Annotated in this window: 24 protein-coding genes; 8 read left to right on the top strand and 16 right to left on the bottom strand. The window is 62.7% G+C overall.

What is annotated here, in order from left to right; genetic code table 11:
* Positions 1–193: 193 nt before the first annotated feature.
* Positions 194–544, top strand: a complete 351-nt coding sequence (locus tag ACI6S0_RS21140; protein ID WP_434404234.1) for a response regulator — start codon at positions 194–196, stop codon at positions 542–544.
* Between the two features lie 133 nt (positions 545–677).
* On the opposite strand, the gene ACI6S0_RS21135 is transcribed toward ACI6S0_RS21140, so the two are convergent.
* The 14 genes from ACI6S0_RS21135 to ACI6S0_RS21070 all read right to left on the bottom strand — a co-directional run bounded on the left by ACI6S0_RS21135 (position 678) and on the right by ACI6S0_RS21070 (position 11976).
* Positions 678–887, bottom strand: a complete 210-nt coding sequence (locus tag ACI6S0_RS21135; RefSeq protein WP_004209704.1) for a DUF2274 domain-containing protein — start codon at positions 885–887, stop codon at positions 678–680.
* Complete coding sequence (locus ACI6S0_RS21130; protein ID WP_278376761.1) at positions 887–2158, bottom strand: TrbI/VirB10 family protein; 1272 nt, start codon at positions 2156–2158, stop codon at positions 887–889. The genes ACI6S0_RS21135 and ACI6S0_RS21130 overlap by 1 nt, the downstream gene beginning before the upstream one ends.
* Entirely contained in the window at positions 2158–3165 is a 1008-nt protein-coding gene (trbG, locus tag ACI6S0_RS21125; RefSeq protein ID WP_434404233.1) for a P-type conjugative transfer protein TrbG, read from the bottom strand. The genes ACI6S0_RS21130 and trbG overlap by 1 nt, the downstream gene beginning before the upstream one ends.
* The gene (gene trbF, locus ACI6S0_RS21120) at positions 3162–3845 is read right to left on the bottom strand and encodes a conjugal transfer protein TrbF (protein WP_007715083.1); all 684 of its coding nucleotides are present in this window, start codon (positions 3843–3845) and stop codon (positions 3162–3164) included. Before trbF ends, trbG begins: the two co-directional genes overlap by 4 nt.
* 4 nt (positions 3846–3849) lie before the next feature.
* Positions 3850–5139 carry a P-type conjugative transfer protein TrbL gene (trbL, locus tag ACI6S0_RS21115; RefSeq protein WP_159368133.1) on the bottom strand — a complete coding sequence of 430 codons (1290 nt, stop codon included), beginning with the start codon at positions 5137–5139 and terminating at the stop codon, positions 3850–3852.
* A complete protein-coding gene (trbK-alt, locus tag ACI6S0_RS21110) occupies positions 5136–5309 on the bottom strand; it encodes a putative entry exclusion protein TrbK-alt (protein WP_367348400.1) in 174 nt (57 codons plus the stop codon). The genes trbL and trbK-alt overlap by 4 nt, the downstream gene beginning before the upstream one ends.
* Positions 5310–5379: 70 nt before the next feature.
* The gene (trbJ, locus tag ACI6S0_RS21105; RefSeq protein WP_159367853.1) at positions 5380–6066 is read right to left on the bottom strand and encodes a P-type conjugative transfer protein TrbJ; all 687 of its coding nucleotides are present in this window, start codon (positions 6064–6066) and stop codon (positions 5380–5382) included.
* Positions 6063–8549, bottom strand: a complete 2487-nt coding sequence (gene trbE, locus ACI6S0_RS21100) for a conjugal transfer protein TrbE (RefSeq protein WP_434404231.1) — start codon at positions 8547–8549, stop codon at positions 6063–6065. Before trbE ends, trbJ begins: the two co-directional genes overlap by 4 nt.
* Positions 8546–8815 (bottom strand): VirB3 family type IV secretion system protein, encoded by a 270-nt coding sequence (locus ACI6S0_RS21095; protein ID WP_434404230.1) that lies wholly within the window; start codon positions 8813–8815, stop codon positions 8546–8548. The genes trbE and ACI6S0_RS21095 overlap by 4 nt, the downstream gene beginning before the upstream one ends.
* On the bottom strand, positions 8815–9150 hold the full coding sequence (locus ACI6S0_RS21090; RefSeq protein ID WP_122928638.1) for a TrbC/VirB2 family protein: 336 nt from the start codon (positions 9148–9150) through the stop codon (positions 8815–8817). Before ACI6S0_RS21090 ends, ACI6S0_RS21095 begins: the two co-directional genes overlap by 1 nt.
* Positions 9147–10133, bottom strand: coding sequence for a P-type conjugative transfer ATPase TrbB (gene trbB / locus ACI6S0_RS21085; RefSeq protein ID WP_434404229.1), 987 nt, complete (start codon positions 10131–10133; stop codon positions 9147–9149). Before trbB ends, ACI6S0_RS21090 begins: the two co-directional genes overlap by 4 nt.
* A 231-nt stretch (positions 10134–10364) precedes the next feature.
* Positions 10365–10541, bottom strand: a complete 177-nt coding sequence (locus ACI6S0_RS21080; protein ID WP_434404228.1) for a DUF6961 family protein — start codon at positions 10539–10541, stop codon at positions 10365–10367.
* A gap of 8 nt (positions 10542–10549) precedes the next feature.
* The gene (locus ACI6S0_RS21075) at positions 10550–11194 is read right to left on the bottom strand and encodes an SOS response-associated peptidase (RefSeq protein WP_434405979.1); all 645 of its coding nucleotides are present in this window, start codon (positions 11192–11194) and stop codon (positions 10550–10552) included.
* 122 nt (positions 11195–11316) lie between these two features.
* Positions 11317–11976: an SOS response-associated peptidase family protein gene (locus ACI6S0_RS21070; RefSeq protein WP_434404227.1), complete on the bottom strand. Its 660-nt coding sequence runs from the start codon at positions 11974–11976 to the stop codon at positions 11317–11319.
* A 129-nt stretch (positions 11977–12105) separates the two neighbouring features.
* On the opposite strand from ACI6S0_RS21070, the gene ACI6S0_RS21065 reads away from it, so the two are divergent.
* The 3 genes from ACI6S0_RS21065 to ACI6S0_RS21055 are packed head-to-tail and all read left to right on the top strand — an operon-like array spanning position 12106 to position 17649.
* The gene (locus ACI6S0_RS21065) at positions 12106–12834 is read left to right on the top strand and encodes an ImuA family protein (protein ID WP_434404225.1); all 729 of its coding nucleotides are present in this window, start codon (positions 12106–12108) and stop codon (positions 12832–12834) included.
* Positions 12758–14299: a DUF6504 family protein gene (locus tag ACI6S0_RS21060; protein ID WP_434404224.1), complete on the top strand. Its 1542-nt coding sequence runs from the start codon at positions 12758–12760 to the stop codon at positions 14297–14299. The genes ACI6S0_RS21065 and ACI6S0_RS21060 overlap by 77 nt, the downstream gene beginning before the upstream one ends.
* Entirely contained in the window at positions 14296–17649 is a 3354-nt protein-coding gene (locus ACI6S0_RS21055) for an error-prone DNA polymerase (protein WP_434404223.1), read from the top strand. Before ACI6S0_RS21060 ends, ACI6S0_RS21055 begins: the two co-directional genes overlap by 4 nt.
* A 24-nt stretch (positions 17650–17673) precedes the next feature.
* Here the strand turns inward: ACI6S0_RS21055 and ACI6S0_RS21050 are convergent, their stop codons facing one another.
* Both ACI6S0_RS21050 and ACI6S0_RS21045 read right to left on the bottom strand, forming a co-directional pair.
* Positions 17674–17874: a DUF5818 domain-containing protein gene (locus ACI6S0_RS21050; RefSeq protein ID WP_434404222.1), complete on the bottom strand. Its 201-nt coding sequence runs from the start codon at positions 17872–17874 to the stop codon at positions 17674–17676.
* Between the two features lies 1 nt (position 17875).
* Complete coding sequence (locus ACI6S0_RS21045) at positions 17876–18706, bottom strand: S1/P1 nuclease (RefSeq protein WP_434404221.1); 831 nt, start codon at positions 18704–18706, stop codon at positions 17876–17878.
* Positions 18707–19052: 346 nt separating this feature from the next.
* Here ACI6S0_RS21045 and ACI6S0_RS21040 point away from each other — a divergent pair, with 346 nt between their 5' ends.
* From ACI6S0_RS21040 to ACI6S0_RS21025, 4 genes are all read left to right on the top strand, one after another.
* Positions 19053–19559, top strand: coding sequence for a 2Fe-2S iron-sulfur cluster-binding protein (locus tag ACI6S0_RS21040; RefSeq protein WP_434404220.1), 507 nt, complete (start codon positions 19053–19055; stop codon positions 19557–19559).
* On the top strand, positions 19556–20539 hold the full coding sequence (locus ACI6S0_RS21035) for an FAD binding domain-containing protein (protein WP_434404219.1): 984 nt from the start codon (positions 19556–19558) through the stop codon (positions 20537–20539). Before ACI6S0_RS21040 ends, ACI6S0_RS21035 begins: the two co-directional genes overlap by 4 nt.
* The gene (locus ACI6S0_RS21030; protein ID WP_434404218.1) at positions 20536–22869 is read left to right on the top strand and encodes a xanthine dehydrogenase family protein molybdopterin-binding subunit; all 2334 of its coding nucleotides are present in this window, start codon (positions 20536–20538) and stop codon (positions 22867–22869) included. The genes ACI6S0_RS21035 and ACI6S0_RS21030 overlap by 4 nt, the downstream gene beginning before the upstream one ends.
* A 661-nt stretch (positions 22870–23530) precedes the next feature.
* Positions 23531–24103 (top strand): class I SAM-dependent methyltransferase, encoded by a 573-nt coding sequence (locus ACI6S0_RS21025; RefSeq protein ID WP_004209667.1) that lies wholly within the window; start codon positions 23531–23533, stop codon positions 24101–24103.
* Positions 24104–24572: the final 469 nt, after the last annotated feature.

Here is a 24572-nt window from a genome sequence, read left to right as displayed (position 1 = left end):
GGCGGGAAATAGCCAATGCGTCTCGACCAACAATATAGGGGCACCACAATTAGTCGCTGAAATATAAAATGAATTTCGGAACTTAATCCATATCAATCCGCTTACAGCCTATCGGTGACATGTTCGGCGCATCACCGACTGAGAGACATTGTGCTCCCGCTGCAAGGGAGAACATATGCTATCAGGATTCTGCGTGCTGATCGTCGAGGATGATCCGCTTATTGCAATGGCGCTTTGCGAAAATGTAGAAGCCGTAGGCGGTACAGTTGCCGGGCCGTTTTCAGCCGTCAGTGAAGCCGTCAATTTCCTTACCCAGGCCAAGATTGACGCTGCCATCGTTGACGCAAATCTCCGGGATCGCGATGTGACGCCTCTAGCACTTTTGCTGATAGATAGCGCAATACCGTTCCTAGTGTACAGCGCTGCCGGACTTCCTCCAGAACTGCAAGCGCGGCATCCTCACTTGCCGCTTGTTATGAAGCCTGGCCAACCGGTCGAAAGGCTCAGGTCACTGCTTGGAGACAGTGCAAATGGCGCATCCTGATGCTCACACCTCCCATCATCGGTTGCGGCAGGGACAAAGTGAGAGTCTGATTGCTGGACAGTAACCTGCTGCACCAGACTCATTTCTTGGGATTATTTTATCACGCAGAAGTTTGTCGAAGGCCGTTTGGGCATCATCCTCTTCTGAAACCCCGATCACTGGCCATGAAACGCTCCAGCATCGGGCCGATCAACCGCTCAATTGCCATGGGATGGGTCAGTCCTGTGTCGCTAGCGTGGATGCGCGCATAAGCCGTCAGATCCCGATGTACCGCAGCGGAAAGTTCGACCGAGATTTTGACTGGCTTATCATCCTCGATCGGTCCTAGCTTGAGTTTGACCATCACTTCTGCCCTTCCCATGGTTCCAATATGATGTCTCGCTTCACCATCACGCGCAGAGGATGGCCAGGTCTGATGGTGAGTGTCGGAGGAATCGTCAGTTGCCGCCCGATGATCTGTCGGCCTGCCTGACTGATGCTGTCCTGCGTGCCATATCGCAGCGCTCGCACGAGACTTCCGTCATCGTCGGCCATAACCTCGGTCCCCATGTTCAACAGGGTCGAGATGAATGCTGCGCCGAGCAAGCCGGCCCAATGATTGTCCACACCATCCTGCAGGCCCGACCTGCCGGACTGATCGGCGCCCTGAAGCCGGTCGAGCAGAATCGAACGGCTGTCGGGAAAAATAAGGCGGTCCCAGGCGATCAATATCCTCTGCTGTCCCGCTGCGGTCGCACTGTCATATTCGCCGATCAGCCGAGACCCTTGCGGGATGAGCAGGATCTGGCCCGACGGGCTATCATAAACATTTTCCGTCACCTGCGCGGTGATAAGGCCGGGAAGATCGGATCGGATTCCTGTGATCAGCGCAGCAGGGATGACATTGCCCGCCTGCACGACATAGGGCGATGCCGAATTCGCAACGCGCTGTGTGCTTGCCTCGGCGATAGCGACAGGCGCCAGAAACGTGCGCCTATTCGTATCGGCGGTTCGGGACTGGAGGGGCTGGCTTTCAGCTTCTGCCCTCGGGTCCCGGGGCGCTCTGGCCTCCGCTGGCAGCACCCCGTCCGGTTCCTTCGCCCTTGCAACCGTTGGCGCTGAGGCAAGAAACAATCTGCTCGATAGCGCGGCCTCACGCATGCTCCTCTGGCGCTCCCGCTCTTGCTGGCGCGCCGTCAGGCGCTCATCGCTGGGTGGCGAGCGGCCGGGGTTTGTCAGACTTGGCTGTTGTTGCGCTTCAAGCAGCGGCTGTCCCGGGACGTCGGTTAATGGCACCCCCAATTTGGGAATTTTGGAATAGTCGTCGGGTGCTGAGGCTATGGTTTCGGCTTTGATGCGGCCGTGCGAGACCGGTATGTTTTCGACGCCCTCGATCGTCTTTGGCCGCAGGGCATAGATCAATGTTCCGGCAATGCAGATGCAACTGACGGCCGCCAGAAGCCCGATCGCTTTCCGGGACAGACGCATGGCCGGCGGCGAGGCCGCCCGCAACGCAACCGCCTCAGAATTTTTGTCTTTTGATACATTGGCGGGCGGGATGTCGTCATGTTTATCGATCTCGACTTGGTCCTCGACCTTGTCGCCCGGCTTGCTGCTATTTTCTGCGCTGCTCATTATCGGCTTACCCGATGAACTGGCTTCGGGTCGATCCGTTCGATGCGCACCAGCTTGCTGGTTTTCCTGTCCCCAAGCCTCAGTTCCGCTGCGCTGAAAAGGCGATCGACGATCATGAAGTGCCCCTGCACGCGGTAATTAACGAGCTCGGCCGATCCTGACGCACCCGTGACAAAAAGCGGTGGCATTTCTCCGGTCGCTATGTCCGAGGGAAACTCGATCAAGACCTGACGGCCATCGTCAAACGCACGCAGCGGGCGCCAGGCAGGCAGATCCCCTTTTATCTGGTAATGGAAGTTCAGGGATGCCAGATCCAACCCCGTCGCGACCGGCGCATTGCGGCTTTCCTGCGCCGCTGCAGCTTTCAATGCGAACAGCGCATCCTGTGGATAAGTCCAGGACACCGATGACATGTAGGTCGATGGCGTCCCGTTCAGTTCGAGATGGTAGGTGCGTCTGTTCGTGTTGATGATGAGGTTGGTGGCGATATCGCCTCTCGTCGGCTTCACCAGCACATGAACGCGCAGCGAGGAGCCACTCCCGCTCACCGTATCCCCGATGATCCAGCGTACAGTGTCGCCGACGGCGATCGGACCGGCGCCTACAAGTTCCTCGCCTTCCTGTAGCATGATGTCGGTAACTTGCCCGGGCGCAGCATAGACCTGATAGAGCGCGCCAGCTGCGAATGCATAGCGCTGCATAGCATTCACATAATCGCCCTGGCTGGGCTGGATACGAGCCGCTGTGTTGGCTGATTTCACATCCCGCTGAGGCGCAGCCGGAAGCGTCCGGACGACATGCGGCACAGGCTTGAGCTGCCCCGGCAGGGGCATGGGCACCGGAAGTGGCACGACTTTGATTGTGGCGTTGCTGGAGGAGCGCTTTGCCGCTGCCATTTCTCCGCTGTCCTGCGCATATGCGGGCGCCATCGACAGAGGCGCGACCATGAACGCGACCAGCAAGGGGACGGCACCGCCGGCAACCAGGGAGGGGCGAGGCTTTGTCACTGTCCGAACTCCTTTGACCAGTTGAGGGCATCGACGAAGATTCCGAGCGGGTTTCTGGTGAGGACGTCCTCGGATTGAGGAGGCTGGAGCGCCACGGTCAGGATTGCCGACCATCGGCTGGTGTCGCTCAATATGCCCTGCTCATAGCGTCGTTCGACCCAGGCGATCCTGAAGCTGTCATCCGAGGCGCGGATGACGCTCGATATCTCGACTGCCACCTGAATTCGCCCGACCTTGGTGAAAGGATCATCGCGCCGCACATATTCGCTCAGTGCTGCCGCCCCCCTGTCGGTCGTGAAGTCATAGGCGCGCAGCCAGTTCTGACGCAGGATGATGGGATCCGTCGGCAGGCTCCTGACCTGCTCGACAAAGCGGGCGAGATGAAAGGCGATCTGGGGATCCGTCGGGCGATAGTCGCGCGTTGCGGGGGCCACCGCCTGCGCTTGGCCAAGCTTGTCGACCTCGACGATCCAGGGCGTCACGGTTCCGCGCGCCATTTGCCACAGCAGCCCGATGCTCATCGTCGTGGAGAGAGCCAGGCTGGCGAAGAATGCCAGGCGCCAGTTGCGCGCCTGCACGCGTGACGAACCAATCCGGTCATCCCAGACTTGAGCGGCCCGCTGATATGGGGTCACTGCTTCGGGCGACTTTCCATAATGGACCGATGTTCGCTGGAACATGATGTCAGTTCCTTTCGCTGATATCCGGGCCGGCGCCGCCACCATGGCTGTCGCCGCTTTTGAGCGTCTGGCTGGCGACGGTGGCGCCGTGGCTGATCATCTGGCGTCGCTTCATAGCCATCGCCCAATGCGGCACATGGCCAGCGCCATCCTGGGCGATCGCGCCTGAAGACTTTCCTGTGGCGCCTGAACGCCCTTGTGCAAAACCATCCTTGAGACCAGCGGCGCTGTTGCGCAGCGGCGAGGCAAGCGATGCCGCAGCGCTCTTTGCGACCTCTGCCAGACCACCGCCCACCGCGGACGCACCGGATTTCCCACTGGCGCCAGCTGAATAGGCCCGTGTTGCAGCGCCAGCGATCCGGGCGCCGCTCGCTGCCGCGCTGCCTGCCGCGCTTCCGATGGCGCCGGCTGCCAGCCTTCCACCCGCGCCGCCAGCTGCCAGGGTCGCCGCCGCTGCGACCGCCGTACCCGCTGCGCTCCCGGCGCCAAGCTGCGGACCGCCCGAGACGATCCCATTGGCTATGCCGGGACCGAAAATGCCGAGCCCCAAGAGCGTCAGTGCAGCAAGGGCTATCGACATCACCTGTGCCAGGTTCGGTTCGGCGGGGATGCCAGCGGTCGTAAAGCGTGCGAACAAGCTCGTTCCGATCCCGGTTATCACCGCAAGGACAAGCAGTTTGATCCCGGACGAGATCACATGCGCGAGCACGCGCTCGGCCATGAACGCAGTTCGACCAAAGAAGGCGAAGGGGAGCAGGACAAAGCCCGCGAGCGTCACCAGCTTGAACTCCACGATCGTCACGAAAATCTGGATCGCGAGGATGAAGAAGGCGAGCACGACGATCAGCCAGGCAAGGAGCAGGATCATGATCTGGACGAAGTTGGTGAAGAGACCGACCGGACCCAACAGGTCAGCCGTCGCATCGAGCAGCGGCGCGCCGGCATCGAGGCCAGTGGCGGCGACCGTACCGGGTCTCAGAAAATCGCCGATAGCCAGTCCGCTTCCCGAAGCCTTGAGCCCTAATCCCGCAAAACTCTGGAACAGGATCGTCGCAAGCGTTGAGAAATTGCCGATGATGAAGGCGAACAGACCGATATAGAGCGTCTTTCGGACAAGACGCTGGAGGATATCCTCGTCGGCGCCCCAAGCCCAGAACAGGGCTGCAAGCGTCACATCGATGGCGATGAGACTCGAGGAGAGGAAGCCGACCTCACCACCCAGCAAGCCGAAACCGCTATCGATATAGGTGGTGAAGACGAGGAGGAACTCGTCGATGACGTCTGTGTCAGTCATGGCTGACGATCCGACGCAAAGAAGCGGCGTCGCCTCTCTTCCCAGATCGCCAGGCATGCCGCGTCCGGCTGCGCGACCGTGCGGCACTGGGGCGGGATAGGCGCGGCAGGAGGATTGGCCTCCTGTGGACGGACCGTGGCTGATGGTTCGGCCGCTCGTTCGCGCGCCATGATCATTGTCAGCGCAACGATCATTCCCGCAGCAGCGCAGCATAATATGGCAATGCCCGGCCGCCGCATGTCAATTGCCTCGGAACCGACGGAAACGCTCGCGCGACTCCGCTTCGACCGCCGCCTGCTGCGCGGCCGCCAGCGCCTGAGCCCGGCCTTGTGCCGCAGATATTGCCGTCAGATCGGCAAGCTGCTGAGCCTGGAGCGCCAACATCTGGTTTCCCGCTTGCGCGACCTGCAAGGCACCGGTTGCTGATTGGCTCGCCCCCATCAAGCGCTCCATGCTCGACTGCGCGCCATCAAGATTGCCGACCACGCCGGCCTGTACGCGCATGGCATCCTGCAACGCGTCGACGCTATCGTGCCAGCGGGCGTCGGCATTCGCGACCATCTGGGCAGCATCGCCGCGCAGCACGGCGCCCGAGTAGCGGGTTGCAAAGACATTCTGGACGTCCTGCACATCATAGGCGATGCGCTGCGCACTCGCGAGCAGGCGACGGGTCTGGCCTATTTGTGCCTGGAGTGTCGACAATGTCGAAAGCGGAAGGCTCGTCAGATTCCTTGCCTCATTGAGAAGCGATGTGGCCTGGTTCTGGATCTGCTGAATCTGATTGTTGATCTGCTGGAGTGCCCGGGACGCCTGTAGGACGTTGGAGGCATAGTTGGTCGGATCATAGACCACCAGAGCATGCGCAGCCGGCGGGATCATGATTGCCATCGGCGCCATCAGAGCGATCAGGACAAAGCGCTTCTTCATTGCGCAGCCTCCTCGACATGGGCAGGGATCTGCGGCTCAGGATCCACCGGTGGCGCGATATCGATGTGCGCGAGAAGGTCTGCCGCCCAGTCCAGGCCCCTTTGTGTCAGCCATCTGGAGGCAAACTGCTCCCGTCCGACCAGATCGAGGATGTCGCTGATCGAGCGATGATCCTGCTTGGAAGAGACGGCGGTGAAGGCGAGCGCGACCTCACCCAGACCGAGCTCGAACAGACGATTGCCGTGCCGGGACTGGCAATAATAGTCGCGCTTGGGCGTCGCCCTGCTCAATATCTCGATCTGGCGATCATTGAGGCCGAAGCGAGAATATATCTGCGTGATCTGCGGCTCTAGGGCGCGCTCATTGGGCAGGAAGATACGGGTTGGGCAGCTCTCGATAATGGCCAGCGCAATCGCGGAGCCATCAATGTCCGAAAGACTCTGGGTGGCAAACACCACGCTCGCATTCTTCTTGCGCAAGGTCTTGAGCCATTCGCGCAGTTGCTCGGCAAATTGCGGATGATCGAGCACCAGCCAGCCTTCATCGATCAGGATGAGGGTCGGACGACCATCGAGATGTGCTTCGATTTTGTGGAAAAGATAGGCCAGCACGGGCGCTGCGGCAGAGGAGCCGACCAGACCTTCGATCTCGAAAGCCTGGACCGATGCCGATCCCAGATTTTCGCTTTCTCCATCGAGATAATTGCCCCAGGAGCCTCCCTCGCAATAGGGGATCAGAGCTTGTTTGAGGCGCTGTGTCTGCAGGAGCGCTGCCAGACCCGACAGCGTGCGCTCGGCGATCGGGGCCGATGCCAGCGAATTGAGCGCCGTCCAGAGATGATCCTTGTCGGCCGGATCGAGCGCAATGCCTTCCGTTCCAAGAAGAGCAGCAATCCATTGCGCAGCCCAGCTTCGTTCAGCCGGCTGGTCGATCCGAGCCAGTGGCTGAAGTGCAATCCTTGGGCTGGCGTCCTGACCTGCATCGATCTGGCCCCCTAGATCGCACCAGTCTCCGCCCATTGCTAAGATGGCGGCGCGGATCGACCCGCCAAAATCGAAGGCGAATATCTGGCTACCGGCATAGCGACGGAACTGCATGGCCATCATGGCGAGCAGTACCGATTTGCCTGCGCCGGTAGGGCCGATGACGAGGGTGTGCCCGACATCGCCAACATGAAGTGAGAGGCGGAAGGGTGTGGATCCCTCGGTCTTGCCGTAGAGAAGCGCCGGACCATCGAGATGTTCGTCGCGCGCGGCGCCTGCCCACACCGCGGACAGCGGAATGAGGTGCGCAAGGTTGAGCGTGGTTATGGGAGGCTTGCGGACATTGGCGTAAACCTGGCCAGGCAGGCCACCCAGCCATGCCTCGACGGCGTTGACGCGCTCGATCGAACAAGTGAAGTCACGCCCCTGGATCACCTTTTCCACCAGCCGCAGCTTGTGCGATGCCTCGGTCGGATCACGGTCCCATACCGTTACGCTCGCCGTTACATAGGCTATACCAGCATGATCGGCGCCCAGCGCCTGGAGCGCCATGTCTGCGTCAGCGGCCTTGTTCGCAGCGTCGCTGTCGAGCAGGACAGACTGCTCGTTCGTCATCACCTCCTTGAGGATTGCGGCAAGAGACTTGCGCTTGGCAAACCATTGCCGCCGGATTCGGGTCAGCAATCTGGTCGCATCATTCTTGTCGAGCATGATCGCTCTGGTCGACCAGCGATAGGCAAAGGCCTGCGCGTTAAGCTCGTCCAGGAGACCGGGGAAGGTCGACGTCGGAAAACCGGTGATGGTGAGGGTGCGCAGATAATGGTCGCCAAGGCGCGGCTCGAAACCGCCGGACAGGCCCTCATCGGCAAGAAGCGCATCGATATAGGCCGGTGTTTCGGGAACGCGAACCCGCTGGTGCCGGGTCGAAATGCAGCTGTGGAGGAAAGTCAGCGTCTCGCCATCGTCGAGCCATCGGGCTTCAGGCATGAAGCCGTCGAGCAGATGGATCAGCCGATCTGTCCGGTCGGCAAAATTTCGCAGGTGGGTCAGGGGGTCGAGTGGGCCTTTCACTTGCCCTTCATAAAGCCAGGATTCCGCCCTCGAGATTTCCTCGGCCGGCGGCAACCAGAGCAGGGTCAGGTAATAAAAGCTCTCGAAATGGACGCCGGCCTCGCGAAACTGCGCGCGGCGCTCCATATCCACCAGAGCCGATGCCCGGTCGCAGAACAGGCCTTGGGGATAGGCTTGCGCGGGCAGACGCTGCGCTTCCACGAACAGGGCCCAGCCTGATCCCAGGCGTCGCAGCGCATTGTTGATGCGCGCCGCGACGGCAACAAGTTCTGCGGGCGTCGAGCTGTCGAGATCCGGGCCCCGGAACCTGGCCGTACGCTGGAACGACCCATCCTTGTTGAGGACGATGCCCGGTGCCGCCAGCACCGCCCAGGGCAGGAAGTCTGCCAGGCAGGCCGACGTCGACCGATATTCCCGCAATGACATCATGGCTGCATCCATCCGGGATATTTGAGATGGCGGCGGGCCACATCCACGAACTGTGCGTCTTTGCGCGTGGCCCAGACGGCGAGGAAATGGGCGATGGCCCACAGGGCGAGGCCCAATATCCAGAGCCGAAGACCAAGTCCGACCGCACCTGCCAGCGTACCATTGACGATCGCCAGCGAGCGCGGCGCCCCGCCCAGCAATATCGGTTCGCCCAGAGCCCGATAGACAGGCGCATGGAAGCCGGGCGTGGTGTCATGGTCCTGCATCAGATGAGCGCCCCGCCGCCGAAGCTGAAGAAGGACAGGAAGAAGCTCGATGCTGCAAAGGCGATCGAGAGGCCGAAGACGATCTGGATCAACCGCCTGAAGCCACCCGATGTGTCGCCAAAGGCAAGGCTGAGCCCCGTGACGATGATGACGATGACCGCGATGATCTTGGCAACCGGCCCTTCGATCGACTGGAGGATCGACTGGAGCGGTGCCTCCCATGGCATGGACGAGCCGCTGGCATTTGCTGGCGCCGCTATCAGCATCAAGGCGATGCAGGCTGCGGTGGGCATGGCACGCATCCGCGAGGCGCAGCGATTGAGGGAATGGGTCATGAATCTTCTCCTGAGCTGGAGGCATGGGAAATCAGGCGATAATTGCCGGTCGCGGAATCAAGGCCTGTCACCCAGGCCAGTTCGGTGAGGCGTCGGCCCTGGGCATTGCGATCAAGGACCGCGATGAGATTGACGGTTTCTGCGATGAGTGCGCTGGGCACCGTCGCGACCGCTTCCTGGATCAACTGTTCGAGCCGGCGGAGCGCGCCGAGGGCGGAACCGGCATGAAGCGTCGCGATGCCGCCGGGATGGCCGGTTCCCCAGGCCTTGAGCAGATCGAGCGCCTCTGCCCCGCGTACTTCGCCAATGGGGATGCGGTCAGGGCGCAGACGCAAGGCCGAGCGCACCAGATCCTGCAGCGATGCTATGCCATCCCTCGTCCGCATGGCGACCAGATTGGGCGAGGCACATTGCAGCTCACGCATATCCTCGATGAGGACGATCCGATGCGGCGACTTGGCGATTTCGGCGAGAAGGGCATTGGCCAGCGTCGTCTTGCCCGACCCAGTGCCGCCCGCAATGATGATATTGGCACGGTCGGCAACAGCACGCCGCAGCACTGTCGCCTGTTCATGCGTGATCACCTGCGCTGCGACATAGTCGTCGATCGTGAAGATCGCGGTCGCTGGCTTGCGAATGGCGAAGGTCGGCGCCCTGACAATCGGTGGGAGTAGCCCCTCGAACCGCTCTCCCGTTATCGGCAATTCTGCCGACACGCGCGGCGATCCTGAATGTGCGTCCACGCCGACATGATGGGCAATGAGGCGAATGATGCGTTCTGCATCCTCTTGTGCCAGCCTGATGGCGCTGTCCGACATGCCCTCGCCCAGCCGATCTACCCAGAGGTGACCGTCCGGATTGAGCATGACCTCGATGACGGCCGGATCCTGGAGCCACCGCCCGATATGAGGCCCCAAGGCTGTCTGCAGCATGCGCGCGCTGCGCTGGGGCTTTCGGACAGCTATTGTCGCGGTCTCAGACATGCTTTTTCCCATCTGATGGCGATGCCGGACCGCCGATGGGATGATTAAGAGACGCAGAAAATGGCGGGTTTCAACAGGTGTCTGCGATCATGAAGCTGTGGCGAAGAAAGACAGGCGCTGGCGTAGGACGCTGATCGCACACCGCCCATATCGTCGACGATTCTTCGTGCCGGAGCCATTGGCGGTAGTTGATACCGGTTCGGCGGCTGGCCCCAAATGCGGCCAATCATCTCACTGGATGGTGCCGCCAGCGGCAAGAGCGTCAAGACAATCTGCGATCGCAAGCCAGCGCAGCACGCCAGCCTCATCCCCCGCAATGGCAAGGGCTTTCACGCGCCCTGCGATAAACTCCGCTGCTGCGGTGCCATGTTGGCGGTCCACGGCGAGAGCCGCGGCCCAACGTTCCATCTCTCGGGTCATAGGAGTGACGGAGCCTCGGCCACCGCCTTCTTCTTCACCCAGAGCTCGCTGGTGCGCGTCATCTCGATCAACGCATCGGGAAAGCAGCGGTCCTGAAATGACACGGCGTCATCAAATGAGCCGTGAAGCCACCGCTCATAGTCTTCCGGCATGAGAAGCACCGGCATGCGATCATGCACAGGCCGGATGGCTTCGTTGCAATCGGTCATTACGCCCGAATAGACAGGCCCCCATTCATCGCTCACGCGCCAGAGCCCTGCCCATGCAAAGATCGGCTGTCCCTTCACATTGAACCAGGTCCGCGTCTTGGCGCCCTTCACGCCTTCCGCTTCCGCAAAGGCCGTTAGCGGGATGAGGCAGCGCCATTGCGGCTTTGCCGCCAGGCCTTTCCACATCGGCTTGGCGAGATCGGCGATATTGTTGACGGGCTTGGGCTTGGCCGTCGGCGACATACCCTTGAGGCGCAATGGGAAGCCCCAGGTCATGGACTGCATGATACGCTGCCCGGCTTCCTCCCGGACCACGAGCCCCGGTGTGCCGGGATAGACCTCGTCACCGGCATTGGACATGACCGGGTTAGCGACGCCAAAATGAGCGGCCACCTCGGCAGCGCTCAGGCGCTCGGTGTAGAGATTGCAGATGACTGACCTCCTGTTCGAACGGAGCGGCTGGAGCGGTTGGCGATTCCAGCTCATCCTATCATGGCGCGAAGGACGGGAAAGCCGCCTGTCTGGCAGGACAGCCGGCAAACTTCTCGCCCCGGCTACAGCAAAAGCGCCTGCGCCTGTGTCCCGGGCGGCGGCGCCTTGCTGCGCCAGCTATCCTCGGTTTGCTGCACCTCCATCCGCTCGGCTGCAAAGGGCGGCCGGAACTGAAACCGGATCACATCCTGGATGCCACCGTGCAGCCAGCTGTCATAGTCGTGCGGATCAAGCAGGACCGGCATCCGGTCATTGGTCGGCGGGATCGCGGCGTTGGCTTCCATCGTCATGCCGGCATAGACCGGCCCCTCGCTCAGCAGATTCCGGCAGAAGCCAGCCCAGGCAATGATCGGCTGGCGCTTCACCGAAAACCAGGTCCGGGTTTTGGCACCGGGCACGCCATCGGGATTGGCAAAATGGGTGAGGACGATAAGGCAGCGATAGCGCGGATCGACCACCATCTCCTCCCACATCGGATTGGTGAGATCGGCTACAAGGCCGATACGTCCCGCCTCCTCGCCACGCGCCCGCATATCCCTGGTCAGGCGCGGGAAGCCCCAGGTCATGGACCGCAGCAGGCGCCGGCCGCCCTTCTCGAAGACGACCAGGCCCGGCAGCCCTTCAACCGTCTCTTCGGGCACCGCGACCGACGGCAAGGGATCGACCCCGAAATGCGCCGCGATCTCGGCGATGCTGGCTCGCGCGCAATGCAGCCGTGACATGACCTCATCTCCTTGAGGGACTCGAAGCCATCGTCTTAACATGGAACATATGAAGAACGAAATGCCATTGACTCCAGTGGCGGATTGGAGCGAACAAATAGAGAACATATTTTCGAGTCCCTGCCGCCCATGTCCAAAACCGCCATCCTCGACGAACTGCGCGCGCGCATCGCGCAGGTGGAAGCCGTGGGCGATCGGCATCCGGTGCTGCCCTTCGGCATCGAGGCCATCGACCATCATCTGCCGGGCGGCGGCATAGCGACCGGGGCCCTTCATGAGGTGGCCGGAAGTTCGGACCTTGCCGACGATGCAGCCGCCACCATCTTCCTGGCCGGCATTCTTGCTCGGTCGCAGGGCCAGATCATCTGGTGCCTCCACTGGCGCGACCTGTTCTCGCCGGCCCTGCATCTCGCCGGGCTCCACCCCGATCGGGTCATCTTCGTGGAAGCGGGCAATGACACCAACGTCCTTATCGCCATGGAGGAATGCCTGCGTCACCCCGGCCTTGGCGGCGTCGTCGGGGAACTGCGGAAAATGTCGCTGACCGCTTCGCGCCGGCTGCAGCTGGCAGCCGAACAATCGGGCGTGCTGGCCATGGTCTTTCGCCGCGCCATGCCCCCTGAAAGCCAGGCCGAGGGCAGCGCCGCGCTGACCCGTTGGCGGGTGCGGGCCGTGCCCAGCCCGGCGCTGGGTTTCCCCGGTCTCGCGCGTCCGCGCTGGTCGCTGGCGCTTGAGCGCGCGCGCGGCACCGAACCCCAACTCTGGACCGTAGAGGGAAGCGATGAGACGGGTTGTCTCGCTGTTCCTGCCGCGCTGGTCGACGGATCGTATCCGTCGCAAAGCCGGCAGGCCGCCTGAAGGCGGGGCGCCGCCCCTCGTTACCGCCCATGCCGACCATGGCCGCCGACTGATCGCGGCCATGAACGAGGAGGCGCGCCGGCTTGGCATAGCCGTCGGCATGACGGTAACCCGTGCCCGATCGCTAGCGCCCGGGCTGGACGTCGTGGATGCCGATCCCGAGGGCGATCTTGAGGGTCTGCGCCGGCTCGCCCTATGGGCCGGCAAGCTTTATTCCCCGATCGTCGCGCCCGATCCCCCCGATGGGCTTTGGATCGATATCACCGGCTGCGCCCATCTTTTCGAGGGCGAAGTGCCACTCCTCAAGGACATGATGCGCCGGGTCAGTGGCTCGGGCCTCGCCTGCCAGGTCGCGGTCGCCGACACGCCCGGTTGCGCCCATGCGGTGGCACGGTTTGTGCCATCAGGACGGCCGAACATCATCGAGCCCGGCGCCACGCGCGCCGCGCTCTCGATCATGCCGGTCACCGCGCTGCGCATCGAGCCGGGCGTCGCGAGCGAACTGCGCCGCATGGGGTTCGAGCGCATCGAGCAGCTGATCGCCGCGCCGCGTGCGCCCCTCGCCAAGCGGTTCGGCCGGCAGCTCTACAAACGCCTCGACCAGGCCCTGGGCCAGGTGCCCGAACCCATCGATCCGATCTACCGCGCCAGCTTGCCGCGCGTGCGGCGCAGCCTGCTCGAGCCGATCGGTACCGCCGATGCCATCGCCCAGGTCATCGCCGACCTCTGCACCGATCTTGCCCGCCTCCTGCTGCGCGCGGGGACAGGCGCGCGCCGGCTCGACCTTCATTTCGAGCGGGTCGATGGCGCCCGGCTGGCGGTGCGGGTCGGGACTGCTTCCCCCTCGCGCGATGTGCGTCATCTGGCAAAATTGCTCTCCCAGAAGATCGAGATGATCGATCCGGGCATGGGGATCGAGGCGATGGCGCTAGTCGCATCTCTCACCCAGCCCATGGCGGCCGCGCAGGTCGGGAGCGTCCTGGCTGGCGAGGATCGCGAGCCGGATCTCGCCGCGATCGTCGATGCGCTCGCCAATCGCTTTGGCGCGCGCAGCCTCTATCGCTCCGCGCCGCGCGCGAGCAGCATGCCCGAACGCGAAGTCGGACATGTCGCGCCCCTCTCATCAGCCGGTGGCGCTGGCTGGGCCGATGATCTTCCCCGGCCTGCCCGCATGCTGGTCCCGCCAGAGCCGGTCGACGTGATGGCGATGCTGCCCGATCATCCGCCCGCCATGTTCGTCTGGCGGGGGCGGCGCCATCGGATCGCCCAGGCTGATGGGCCCGAACGCCTGCATGGTGAATGGTGGCGCGAGGGCGGCCATGAGGCGGACACACCCTATGCCGTACGCGATTATTTCCAGGTCGAGACGGTAAGCGGCGCGCGCTACTGGCTGTTCCGCATGGGCGATGGCGAACAGGCGTCCACCGGCCCGATGCGCTGGTTCATCCATGGTGCCTTTGCATGATGTCCGAGGATGATCGCGCGGACGAACAGGCGGATGATCTGGAGGGCGCCCGCTATGTCGAGCTGCAGGTCACCAGCCATTTCTCCTTCCTGCGCGGCGCCTCCAGCCCTGAAGAGCTGTTCTCGGCCGCCGCGCTGCTGGGCCTGCCCGCGCTTGGCATCACCGATCGCAACAGTCTGGCTGGCGCCGTGCGAGCCTGGGACGCGCAGAAGGTCACAGGCTGCCGCGCGATCATCGGCTGCCGACTGGACCTTGTCTGCGGCACTTCCTTGCTCGTCTATCCAACCGACCGGGAGGCCTATTCGCGGCTCTGCCGGCTTTTGAGCATCGGCAAGGCCCGTGGCGGCAAGGGCAGCTGCCATCTCGACTGGTCGGACGTGGCGGACTGGGGGGAAGGAATGATCGGCATATTGGTGCCCGACCGCGCCGATGCGGCGTGCGAGGAGGCGCTCGACCGGCTTGCTGCCATCTTCGGGCCCCGCGCCTATCTCGCCCTCTCGATCCGGCGCCGGCCCCGCGATGCGATCCGGCTGCGCGATCTTGGCTGCCTCGCCGCGCGCGCCGGGGTGCAGACCGTCGCCACCGGCGACATTCTCTACCATGCGCCCGAGCGCCGGCTGCTGCAGGATGTGGTGAGCTGCATCCGCGAGAAATGCACGGTCGATACGCTGGGCCAGCGCCGCGAGCGTTTTGCCGACCGGCATCTCAAATCCGTCGCGGAAATGGAGCGGCTCTTCACCCGCTATCTGGGCGACGTGACGCCGCTCCGACGCAGCGTCGAGATTGCGCGGGCCTGCCGCTTCGACCTTGGTCAGCTGACCTACACCTATCCCGACGAGATCGGGGAAAGCGGCCTCACACCCCAGCAGGAACTTGAGCGCCTCACATGGACAAAGGCGCCGAGCCGCTATCCTCATGGGGTTCCCGACAATGTCCGCGAACAGCTTGCCCATGAGCTTCGGCTGATCGGCGAGCTTGCCTATGCGCCCTATTTCCTCACCGTCCATTCGATCGTCCAGTTTGCCCGATCGAAGGATATTCTCTGCCAAGGGCGCGGCAGCGCCGCCAATTCGGCGGTCTGCTTCGTGCTCGGCATCACCTCGATCGACCCGGTCAAATCCGAACTGCTCTTCGAGCGCTTCGTGTCGGCCGAGCGGCGCGAGCCTCCTGATATCGACGTCGATTTCGAGCATGAGCGGCGTGAGGAAGTGATCCAGTGGATTTACGAGACCTATGGCCGCGAACGTTCGGCGCTGACCGCCGTCATCTCCCGCTTTCGCGCGCGCGGCGCGGTGCGCGAGGTGGGCAAGGCGCTGGGACTCAGCGAAGACATGCTGTCAGGGCTTTCAAGCCAGGTCTGGGGCTGGGCGCGCGATGGGGTCGAGGCGAAGCATGCACAGGAACTCAACCTCGACACGAGCGACAAGCGCCTGGCGCTGACGCTCGAGCTCGCCCGCACCCTCATCAATACGCCGCGGCACATGTCCCAGCATCCCGGCGGCTTCGTTCTGACCCTGGGACGGCTCGACGAGCTGGTGCCGATCGAGCCCGCTGCCATGGCCGATCGCCAGATCATCGAATGGGACAAGGATGATATCGATGCGCTCGGCTTCATGAAGGTCGATGTGCTGGGCCTTGGCATGCTGGGCTGCATGCGCCGCGCCTTCGCTCTGCTCGAGGATGACAAGGGCATCGCAATGGACCTGGCCTCCATTCCCCATGATGATCCCGACACCTTTGCGATGATCCGCAAGGCCGATACGCTGGGCGTCTTCCAGATCGAGAGCCGGGCGCAGATGGCGATGCTGCCCCGGATCAAGCCGACCAAATTCTATGACCTGGTGATCGAGGTGGCGATCGTACGCCCGGGCCCGATCCAGGGCGACATGGTCCATCCATACCTGCGCCGCCGCGAGGGGAAGGAAGCGATCAGCTATCCGACGCAGGAACTGCGCCGGGTGCTGGAGAAGACCCTGGGCGTTCCCCTCTTCCAGGAACAGGCGATGCGCGTCGCGATCGAATGCGCGGGCTTCACGCCGTCGGAGGCAGATCTGTTGCGCCGGGCGATGGCGACCTTCAAGCTGACCGGCGGGGTGTCCCATTTCCGCGACAAGCTCATCAACGGCATGATCGCGCGTGGCTATGAACGCGACTTTGCCGAACAGACGTTCAAGCAGATCGAGGGCTTTGGCTCCTACGGTTTTCCAGAGAGCCATGCCGCCTCCTTCGCCCTCATCGCCTATGCCTCCTCCTGGATGAAATGCCATCATCCCGACGTCTTTTGCGCAGCGCTTCTCAACGCCCAGCCCATGGGCTTTTATGCTCCCGCCCAGATCGTGCGGGACGCGCGCCAGCATGGGGTCGAGGTCCGCCCGATCGATGTCAATCACAGCCGCTGGGACTGCACGCTCGAGCCGACCCAGGGCCGCTATCATGCGTTGAGGATCGGCCTGCGCTATGCGCGCGAGCTCAAAAATGCCGATGGTGCCGCTATTGTCCTGGCTCGGGGCAATGACCCCTATGCCAGCGTCGAGGAAATTCAGCGCCGCGCCGGCGTCAGCGGCCGCGCGCTCGACCGGATCGGCCATGCCGGTGGCTTTGGTTCGCTGGCGCTCTCGCGCCGCGCCGGCCTCTGGGAGGTGAAGGGTCTTGGCGAAGAGCCCCTGCCGCTCTTTGCCGCAGCGGACGCGCGGGCAGGCAAGCTCCGCCCCGAAGCGATTGAGCCGAACGTCATTCTCCCGCAGATGGGCGAAGGCGAGGAAGTGGTCGAGGATTATCGCGCGATCGGGCTCTCGCTGCGCGCCCATCCGCTCGCCTTCCTGCGCGACGAATTGGCGCGCCGGAAGATGGTGACCTGCGCCGCGCTCAAGGATATTCGCGACGGGCGATGGGTCAATCTCGCCGGTCTCGTTCTCCTGCGGCAGAAGCCGGGTTCCGCCAAGGGCACCATGTTCATCACGCTCGAGGATGAGACCGATGTCGCCAATCTCGTCGTCTGGCCCAATCTTTTCGAGAAGCATCGGCGCGTGGTGCTGGGCGCCTCGATGATGGGCGTGCGCGGTCAGGTCCAGAAGGAGGGCGAGGTCATCCATCTCATCGCCCAACGGCTCGACGATCTCTCGCCTCTCCTCGCCAGCGTCGGCCAGCGGGCGGATGTCGCCAGCATCTATCAGGTCAGCCGCGCCGATATCGTGAAGAGCGCCATGGCCCCCGATCCGCGCGATGCGGCGAACAGGCCGCTCGGGCGCGGACCGCGCGATCTTTACGATCCCGATCTGCGCCTTGGCTCGGGCATCATTCCGGGCCAGCCGACAGAGGGCATCAAGGTCAAGACACGGGATTTTCGCTGAAAGGCGGCCAGCCGCCGATACGGCTCAGGCCGGCTCGATCTGCTCGACATCGAGCATGTCGAAATCGGATCTCGTTCCCACGACCCGGACCTTCTCGCCAAGAAGATGCCGGCAGGATCTGGGGCAATCGAGCCGCCATTCCCCGCCATCGGCGACACGCAGCACGGGGAAAGGACCATCGCCAAGCAGGATGCCGATGAGTTCGTGCCGCGTGCCGCGTGGCATGTCATTTGCGCCTTGCAGGCTTGTGCGGGGATTGGGCCGGGGACGGGCCCTGATTATCAGGATTCTCGAACACCCAGTTGAGATAGGCAGCGATGCGGATACCACCGCGCTTGAGCCGATCATCAAGCTCGAGCCGGTGCTGATAGGCATAGTCCCAGGACAGGCTGGTATCGGTGGGATAGATGGTCTTGCGCAGCGCGATGCTCTCGCGGATCCACGTACCGGGATCGCGATCATTCCAGGCAATGATCTGTTGCGGCGTGATCGCGCGCGACAGCCAGTCGGCGAGTTCCGAATAGGACAAGGATCGCTGCTCGATCATCGCGCTGTCCCAGACCGAATGGAGATTGGTCGAGCGACCGAACCAGCTCACCTTCATGTCATTGCCACCCCGGTCGTTGCCGCCGCCGGCATGAAGCGGCTGGTGGAGGTCACCGATGATATGGACGACAAAGCGCAGGGCGAGGCGCTTGTCGTCGATCGAGGCGGCGGGATTGCGCAGCGTCACCGTGAAGCGGGCAAGCGCGCTCATCGCGTCGCCTTCGGGCGGCGCGTCTGCGCTCGTATAGGCGTCGCCCTCGCGCACGGTCACATAATGCCATGGGCTGGCCTGTTTCTGCCAGAAATCGGCAGGGTCGGATTTCATGTCGTCGGGCCAGGTGGCGGCTTCAGCCAGATCCTCCTCGCCCAGGAGAAGCTGGACATTGGCGCGGGCCACGCCGCTCAGGTTGCGATCGGCGATCGCGCCGGTCACCCGATGGCCGATGGGCCCCCATGCAAAGGCCGGCGAGGTGATCGAGAGAAGGATTAGAGGTAGAATGAGTTTGCGCATGGACGCACCATTAGCGCGTCTCCACGCATGATCCAGCAATTCGATTCTGGATCCATTTGGAAGGCTACGGCTCTCGACCATGGGGCAGATCAGACACAGGGTTCTGAGCCTATCCCACTGGTCGGCCTGTCAACTATCGCCCTGAATTCCTGACGTGCCATCGCGCACATCTGCTTCCAGAAAGGTGGCAACACCATGTCGATCATCGCTTATGCGGGCGGTAGTTTCCAGCCTGATTGATGAGAGCCCGATCGGCAATCGCATCTGGAAAATGCTGTCGATGGGCCCGAAACCTCGATCCGCGCATTTCTACATCGTTTACGCACCCGACTATGGGGAGTGATGGATGAGCATCCTTGTAAATGGCGCCTTGGCCGAGTGTCCTGAAGACCCTCGTGTTTCCCTCCTCGACTTTCTGCGGGAGCATCAGGGCCTCACCGGATCGAAGAAAGGCTGCAATCAAGGAGCATGTGGCGCCTGCACCGTGCTGGCAAATGGGGAGCGGATCCTCTCCTGTCTCGCGCTCGCCGTTCAATATGAGGGGCAGGAGATCATCACGATCGAAGGCTTGGGAACGGCCGACAATCTGCACCCGCTTCAGCAGGCCTTTGTCGAGCATGACGGTTTCCAATGCGGCTATTGCACGCCGGGACAGATATGCTCTGCAGTCGGGATGGCCGCCGAACTGCAACGCGGCGTTCCCAGTCACGTAACGCACGCGCTCGACACCGACAGCATAGGGATGACGCGCGACGAGGTTCGTGAGCGGATGAGCGGCAACCTGTGCCGCTGCGGCGCGCATAATGGCATCGTCGATGCGATCCTCGAGACGTTTGCGGAGGTCAGCGAATGATCCCCTTTACCTATCATCGCGCCGCCAACGCCGACGAGGCGCTGCGACAGGCCGGTAACGGCATCCGCTATCTTGGCGGAGGAACAAACCTCGTCGATCTCATGCGGGAAAATATCGAGCGTCCATCGACCTTGATCGATGTGACAGGTCTCGAAACGGGCATAGTCGAGCAATCCGATGGCGGCATGCTGATCGGCGCTGCGGCGCGCAACACTGCGGTGGCCGAACATCGCGCCATCCGCGAACGATATCCCCTTCTTTCCCGCGCGATCGTCGCCGGAGCCAGCGCGCAGATCCGCAATATGGCTACCGTCGCCGGCAACATCCTGCAGCGCACCCGGTGCCTCTATTTTTACGACCAGGATGGCACGCAATGTAACAAGCGCATCCCGGGAAGCGGCTGCGATGCGATTGGCGGCTTCACCAGAAATCATGCGATTCTTGGCGCGTCCGATCATTGTATCGCCACCCATCCATCGGACATGTGCGTGGCCTTGGCTGCGCTTGACGCCGCTGTGCATGTGCGAGGACCCAATGGCGCAAGAAAGCTCGCGTTTGCTGACATTCATCGCTTGCCCGGCGAGCGACCCGATATCGACACCAATCTGCAGCAGGGCGAACTCATCACCGCAATCGAACTGCCAGCCGTGTCACCCACTGCGCGCTCGACCTACCGCAAGGTCCGTGATCGGGCGAGCTATGCGTTCGCGCTGGTGTCCGTCGCGGCTGTCCTCGATGTGGAACAGGGGCATGTTCGGGACGTCCGGCTGGCGCTCGGCGGCGTTGCCCATAAGCCGTGGCGTGCAGCCAGAGCGGAAGCGCTTTTGCGTGGATCACCCGCAACGGTGGATGCCTTCATCAAGGCAGCCGCGGAGGAACTGTCCTATGCCCGGCCGCTCCGGGACAATGGCTTCAAGGTCGCGCTCGCGCAGCGGACGATGGTCGCTGTACTCACGCAGTTGATGGAGGACATGGCATGAGCCTGATCGATAGCGGCAAGGCGTTGGCGCAAGGCCTGATGCAGGGGGCGATGGCGAAGGTAGTGGCGCTGGCGCCAGATAGCTGGATGCCGGGAGGCGAACCCGATCCGCTCATCCGTCACCAGCATGGTCATGTCGGCAAGCCTGTCTCGCGCATCGACGGGCCACTCAAGGTGACGGGGGCTGCTCCTTTTGCGGCGGAGTTTCCTCTGGAAAACATGGTCTATGCCGCCATCGTCTACAGCAGGATCGCGAAAGGCCGCATCACCTCGCTCAATGTCGAAAGGGCTGAGAGCGCGCCCGGCGTCCTGCTCGTGATGACCTATCGTAACGCGCCAAGACTAAAGCCTGCCCCCCTGTTCATGAGTGATCCCAAGGCCGCTGCGGGCGACAGCATTCCCGTCCTGCAGGATGAGAAGATCTACTGGAACGGTCAGCCTATCGCCATCATACTTGCTGACACGCAGGAGCAAGCGGACCATGCGGCCGGCCTGATCGATGTGGCCTATGCGGCCGAGCCGGCGGAGACCGACTTCCACGCGGCGATCGCCAGGGGTACCACCCAATCGCAGTTCATGGGCCAGCCGCTGCATGACGAGGTGGGCGATGCGCAGGCAGCGTTCGAAAAGGCCGCCGTCAAGATCGACGCGGCCTATTCGACGCCGCGCCACAATCATAATCCTATCGAACTTCATGCCGTCACGCTTTCGTGGGAGGGCGACACACTCCGCATCCATGACGCGCAGCAGGCTGTCGCGCATTCGGCCTGGACGCTAGGGCAAGTGTTCGATCTACCCGCGGACAAGGTCGTCATCACATCGCCTTATGTCGGCGGCGGTTTCGGCAGTAAGACGCTGTGGCAGCATCAGATCATTGCGGCCGCAGCGGCGAAGCGTGCCCAGCGACCTGTCCGATTGATGCTGACCCGAGAAGGTGTCTACCGCACGGTTGGTGGTCGTTCGCCGACCGAGCAGCAGGTTGCTCTGGGCGCGACCGCCGAGGGCAAGCTCACCGCACTCATCCATCGCGGTGTGACAGCCAAGACATCGCACAATGTCATGCCCGAACCATTCATCCTCCCGACGCGCAGCGCATACGCCGCGGAGAATATCCTGCTGGACGTCCAGCATGTCGACATCGACATGACCAGTAACACATTCATGCGCGCGCCGGGCGAAGCGGTGGGCACCTTCGCGCTTGAATGCGCGATGGACGAACTGGCCGAGAAGCTCGGTATCGATCCCATCGAGCTCCGCTTGCGCAACGAGCCGGAGAAGGACCCAATATCCGGTCTGCCCTTTTCAGCGCGGCATATTGATCAGGCATGGCGCGACGGGGCCGAGCGCTTCGGGTGGAGCGCACGCAACCCTCTGCCGTGCATGCACCAGGAAGGCGAATGGCTGATCGGCATGGGATGCGCCACCGCTACCTATCCCTATTACCGGATGCCCGGCGGCGCAGCCCGCATCACCCTGTCTCGCGCCGGCCATGCGACGATCGACATCGCCGCGCACGAAATGGGCATGGGTACGGCTACGGCGCAGACACAGGTGGCAGCTGAACGACTGGGCCTGCCGATGTCACACGTCCAATTCAACTATGGCGACTCAACCTTGCCTGGGCTGGTCCTTGCAGGCGGATCGCAGCAGACGGCATCGATCGGCGCCTCGGTGATTGCGGCCTACAATAAGCTGGTTGCGCAACTGCTGGCTCTGGCAGGAAATGACTCGCCTTTGGCTGGGCTGAAACAGGCAGAGGTGGGAAGTCGGGATGGCGGCCTAGCCAGCCTGGACGATCCATCGCGGTATGAAAGCTACACGTCGATCCTCTCGCGCGCCCAGCGCGACGCCGTCGTCATCGAAGCCGAGCCGCCCATGCCGCTCGAGACCATGCACTGGTCGATGCACAGCCACGGCGCCATGTTCTGCGAAGTGCGGGTCAACATGATTACGGGTGAACCGTGCATATCTCGCTTCCTGGGATCGTTCGACTGCGGCCGCATCCTCAATCCCAAGACGGCGGCGAGTCAGTTCAGGGGGGGCATCATCATGGGCCTGGGCCTCGCGCTGATGGAAGAAGCACAGTTCGACGAGCGGAGCGGACGGATCATGAACCCCAGCCTCGCTGAATATCATATGCCCGTGCATATGGACGTTCCCGAAATCGATGTCATCTGGACCGACATACCCGATCCCCACACACCCATGGGCGCGCGCGGCGTCGGCGAAATTGGCATCACCGGTACGGGGGCGGCGGTCGCCAACGCGATCTACAATGCGACTGGGAAACGCGTGCGTGATTTGCCGATCACGCTCGACAAATTGATTTAGGATATCAATTGATGGCAACGCCGGCTGTGATGACGGCAAATGGGACTTTCCCGAATTTCGGCTTCGGAGAAACCGAACCAGCAAAGCGGCCATTCACTAACCTGTAGAAGCCTCATGCTGAAAGGCGGCAACGCGCCCATGCATGCCGTTCAATTGGAAAAGTGTCGCGCCTACGAGCTGTCGGTCCGGTTATGGCCGAGACTGGGACTTTGCTGCCGTTCGCAAGCGATGGATCGGAGGACAGCTCTTGTCAGAACCCGATATTCATCGATCGTTTGGCCGGCAGGATGACAAGGGGCCGACAATCCGCAGGGGTTCGCAGCCGGTGGCAACCGGCAAACGGACCGTCGTCGACCCCATAAGCTATATAGTAAAACGATCCGACACTAGGAGGCCGAAAAAGGTCAGCATCGACTTCTCGTGCCGCGCCGCCCTGAAAGCGGTCATGCCGATCAGCCCGGCGGGCAATCGCTCGATTATGATGATAGCAATGGCCGCCGCCCATTAGGCCGAGCCGAGCGGCGAGAGGAGGCCATGGACCAGCGAATCGCCGAACAGGATGAGCACGACCATCATCGCCACCGGCGCAGTTCGAGGTACTGCTTCCTCCCCGCGAACCACTGGCCGCGAGTATCGTTGTCACGGTTGCAAGGAGAGAGCGATGGCGCAGGATTCAGCTTGGGTGGCAGTCTCGGAGTTTGTGCGCAATCCCGGCATGGTCGGCTCGGCCGTCCCGGCGAGCGCGCGCATGGTTCGCCGCATGCTCGCCCCGCTCGACTGGCAGCGCATCAGCATTCTGGTCGAATATGGTCCGGGCACGGGGCGTTTTACCTTCGAAGCGCTGGAGCGCATGCGGCGCGATGCCGTTCTTCTGGCGATTGAGACCGGCGAAAGATTCGTCAAAACTTTGCGGCAGCGCTGCGACGATCGCCGGCTCATCGTCGTTCAAGGAACGGCGCAGGACGTCAATCGCCACCTTGCCGAGCATGGACTGGGCGAGGCCGACTGTATTTTAACGGGCTTGCCCTTCTCGACGCTCGAGCCGGGCGACGCCGAGGCGATCATGCGCGAGACGGTGCGGGCCATGTCGCCGTGCGGCACGCTGGCGGCCTACCAGATGCGCACCGCCATCCGTCCGCTGCTGAGGCGTCATTTCGCGAGCCTGCGCGAAAGCTACGAATGGAGGAACATCCCGCCCTGCCATCTTTATTGGGCGACAGGAAAGCGGCAGTGATCGGTAATGGCATCAAGCGAGATCGCGGCATGACGAGGCAATGCCAGCATGATCGACGCGCGGTTGCTGTTCTGTCTCATCGGACGGCACCGGCCGCCGATAATCTCGGTCAGCCGGCGCAAGCGGGGCGGCGACCTTTCGGCGCTGTGCGACAGGTGCGGCACACCAATCGAGCGCTCGCGCAGCGGACGCTGGCTAGCGCTCGGCCCGATCTACGAAGAGGGTGGTCCCGCGTCCTGACGCGAAATTTGCGCGTCGTTCGGCAAGCTCAGGTGCGTTCCGTCTCTGCAGCAATCGGAATAGCGTACCATGTCCGGCGACCGTTCGAATCATCAGCATGGGCCGCGAACCGCCCATAGGCTCGAGCCGGTAGCGATCGTGATCGGCATGGTCTTCGAGCCATGCGCGAGCCCACGTCGTCGCGGCCAGTTCGCCCTCGAGATCCTCGCTCGTCGTCGCCACCGAGCGG

Source organism: Sphingobium sp. DN12 (assembly GCF_051058005.1).
GTDB classification, from domain to species: domain Bacteria; phylum Pseudomonadota; class Alphaproteobacteria; order Sphingomonadales; family Sphingomonadaceae; genus Sphingobium; species Sphingobium yanoikuyae.
This window is presented reverse-complemented; position numbering and strand designations above follow the sequence as displayed.

Bases quoted from the DNA above. Each gene is read 5' to 3' on its own strand.
- ACI6S0_RS21090 (WP_122928638.1), bottom strand. From the start codon at position 9,150: ATGACCCATTCCCTCAATCGCTGCGCCTCGCGGATGCGTGCCATGCCC.
- ACI6S0_RS21080 (WP_434404228.1), bottom strand. From the start codon at position 10,541: ATGGAACGTTGGGCCGCGGCTCTCGCCGTGGACCGCCAACATGGCACC.
- ACI6S0_RS21030 (WP_434404218.1), top strand. From the start codon at position 20,536: ATGAGCCTGATCGATAGCGGCAAGGCGTTGGCGCAAGGCCTGATGCAG.
- ACI6S0_RS21060 (WP_434404224.1), top strand. From the start codon at position 12,758: ATGAGACGGGTTGTCTCGCTGTTCCTGCCGCGCTGGTCGACGGATCGT.
- trbJ (WP_159367853.1), bottom strand. From the start codon at position 6,066: ATGAAGAAGCGCTTTGTCCTGATCGCTCTGATGGCGCCGATGGCAATC.
- ACI6S0_RS21065 (WP_434404225.1), top strand. From the start codon at position 12,106: ATGTCCAAAACCGCCATCCTCGACGAACTGCGCGCGCGCATCGCGCAG.
- ACI6S0_RS21045 (WP_434404221.1), bottom strand. From the start codon at position 18,706: ATGCGCAAACTCATTCTACCTCTAATCCTTCTCTCGATCACCTCGCCG.
- trbK-alt (WP_367348400.1), bottom strand. From the start codon at position 5,309: ATGGCGCGCGAACGAGCGGCCGAACCATCAGCCACGGTCCGTCCACAG.
- ACI6S0_RS21035 (WP_434404219.1), top strand. From the start codon at position 19,556: ATGATCCCCTTTACCTATCATCGCGCCGCCAACGCCGACGAGGCGCTG.
- trbE (WP_434404231.1), bottom strand. From the start codon at position 8,549: ATGATGTCATTGCGGGAATATCGGTCGACGTCGGCCTGCCTGGCAGAC.
- ACI6S0_RS21070 (WP_434404227.1), bottom strand. From the start codon at position 11,976: ATGTCACGGCTGCATTGCGCGCGAGCCAGCATCGCCGAGATCGCGGCG.
- ACI6S0_RS21095 (WP_434404230.1), bottom strand. From the start codon at position 8,815: ATGCAGGACCATGACACCACGCCCGGCTTCCATGCGCCTGTCTATCGG.
- ACI6S0_RS21130 (WP_278376761.1), bottom strand. From the start codon at position 2,158: ATGAGCAGCGCAGAAAATAGCAGCAAGCCGGGCGACAAGGTCGAGGAC.
- ACI6S0_RS21135 (WP_004209704.1), bottom strand. From the start codon at position 887: ATGGTCAAACTCAAGCTAGGACCGATCGAGGATGATAAGCCAGTCAAA.
- ACI6S0_RS21040 (WP_434404220.1), top strand. From the start codon at position 19,053: ATGAGCATCCTTGTAAATGGCGCCTTGGCCGAGTGTCCTGAAGACCCT.
- trbL (WP_159368133.1), bottom strand. From the start codon at position 5,139: ATGACTGACACAGACGTCATCGACGAGTTCCTCCTCGTCTTCACCACC.
- trbF (WP_007715083.1), bottom strand. From the start codon at position 3,845: ATGTTCCAGCGAACATCGGTCCATTATGGAAAGTCGCCCGAAGCAGTG.
- ACI6S0_RS21055 (WP_434404223.1), top strand. From the start codon at position 14,296: ATGATGTCCGAGGATGATCGCGCGGACGAACAGGCGGATGATCTGGAG.
- ACI6S0_RS21025 (WP_004209667.1), top strand. From the start codon at position 23,531: ATGGCGCAGGATTCAGCTTGGGTGGCAGTCTCGGAGTTTGTGCGCAAT.
- trbB (WP_434404229.1), bottom strand. From the start codon at position 10,133: ATGTCTGAGACCGCGACAATAGCTGTCCGAAAGCCCCAGCGCAGCGCG.
- ACI6S0_RS21050 (WP_434404222.1), bottom strand. From the start codon at position 17,874: ATGCCACGCGGCACGCGGCACGAACTCATCGGCATCCTGCTTGGCGAT.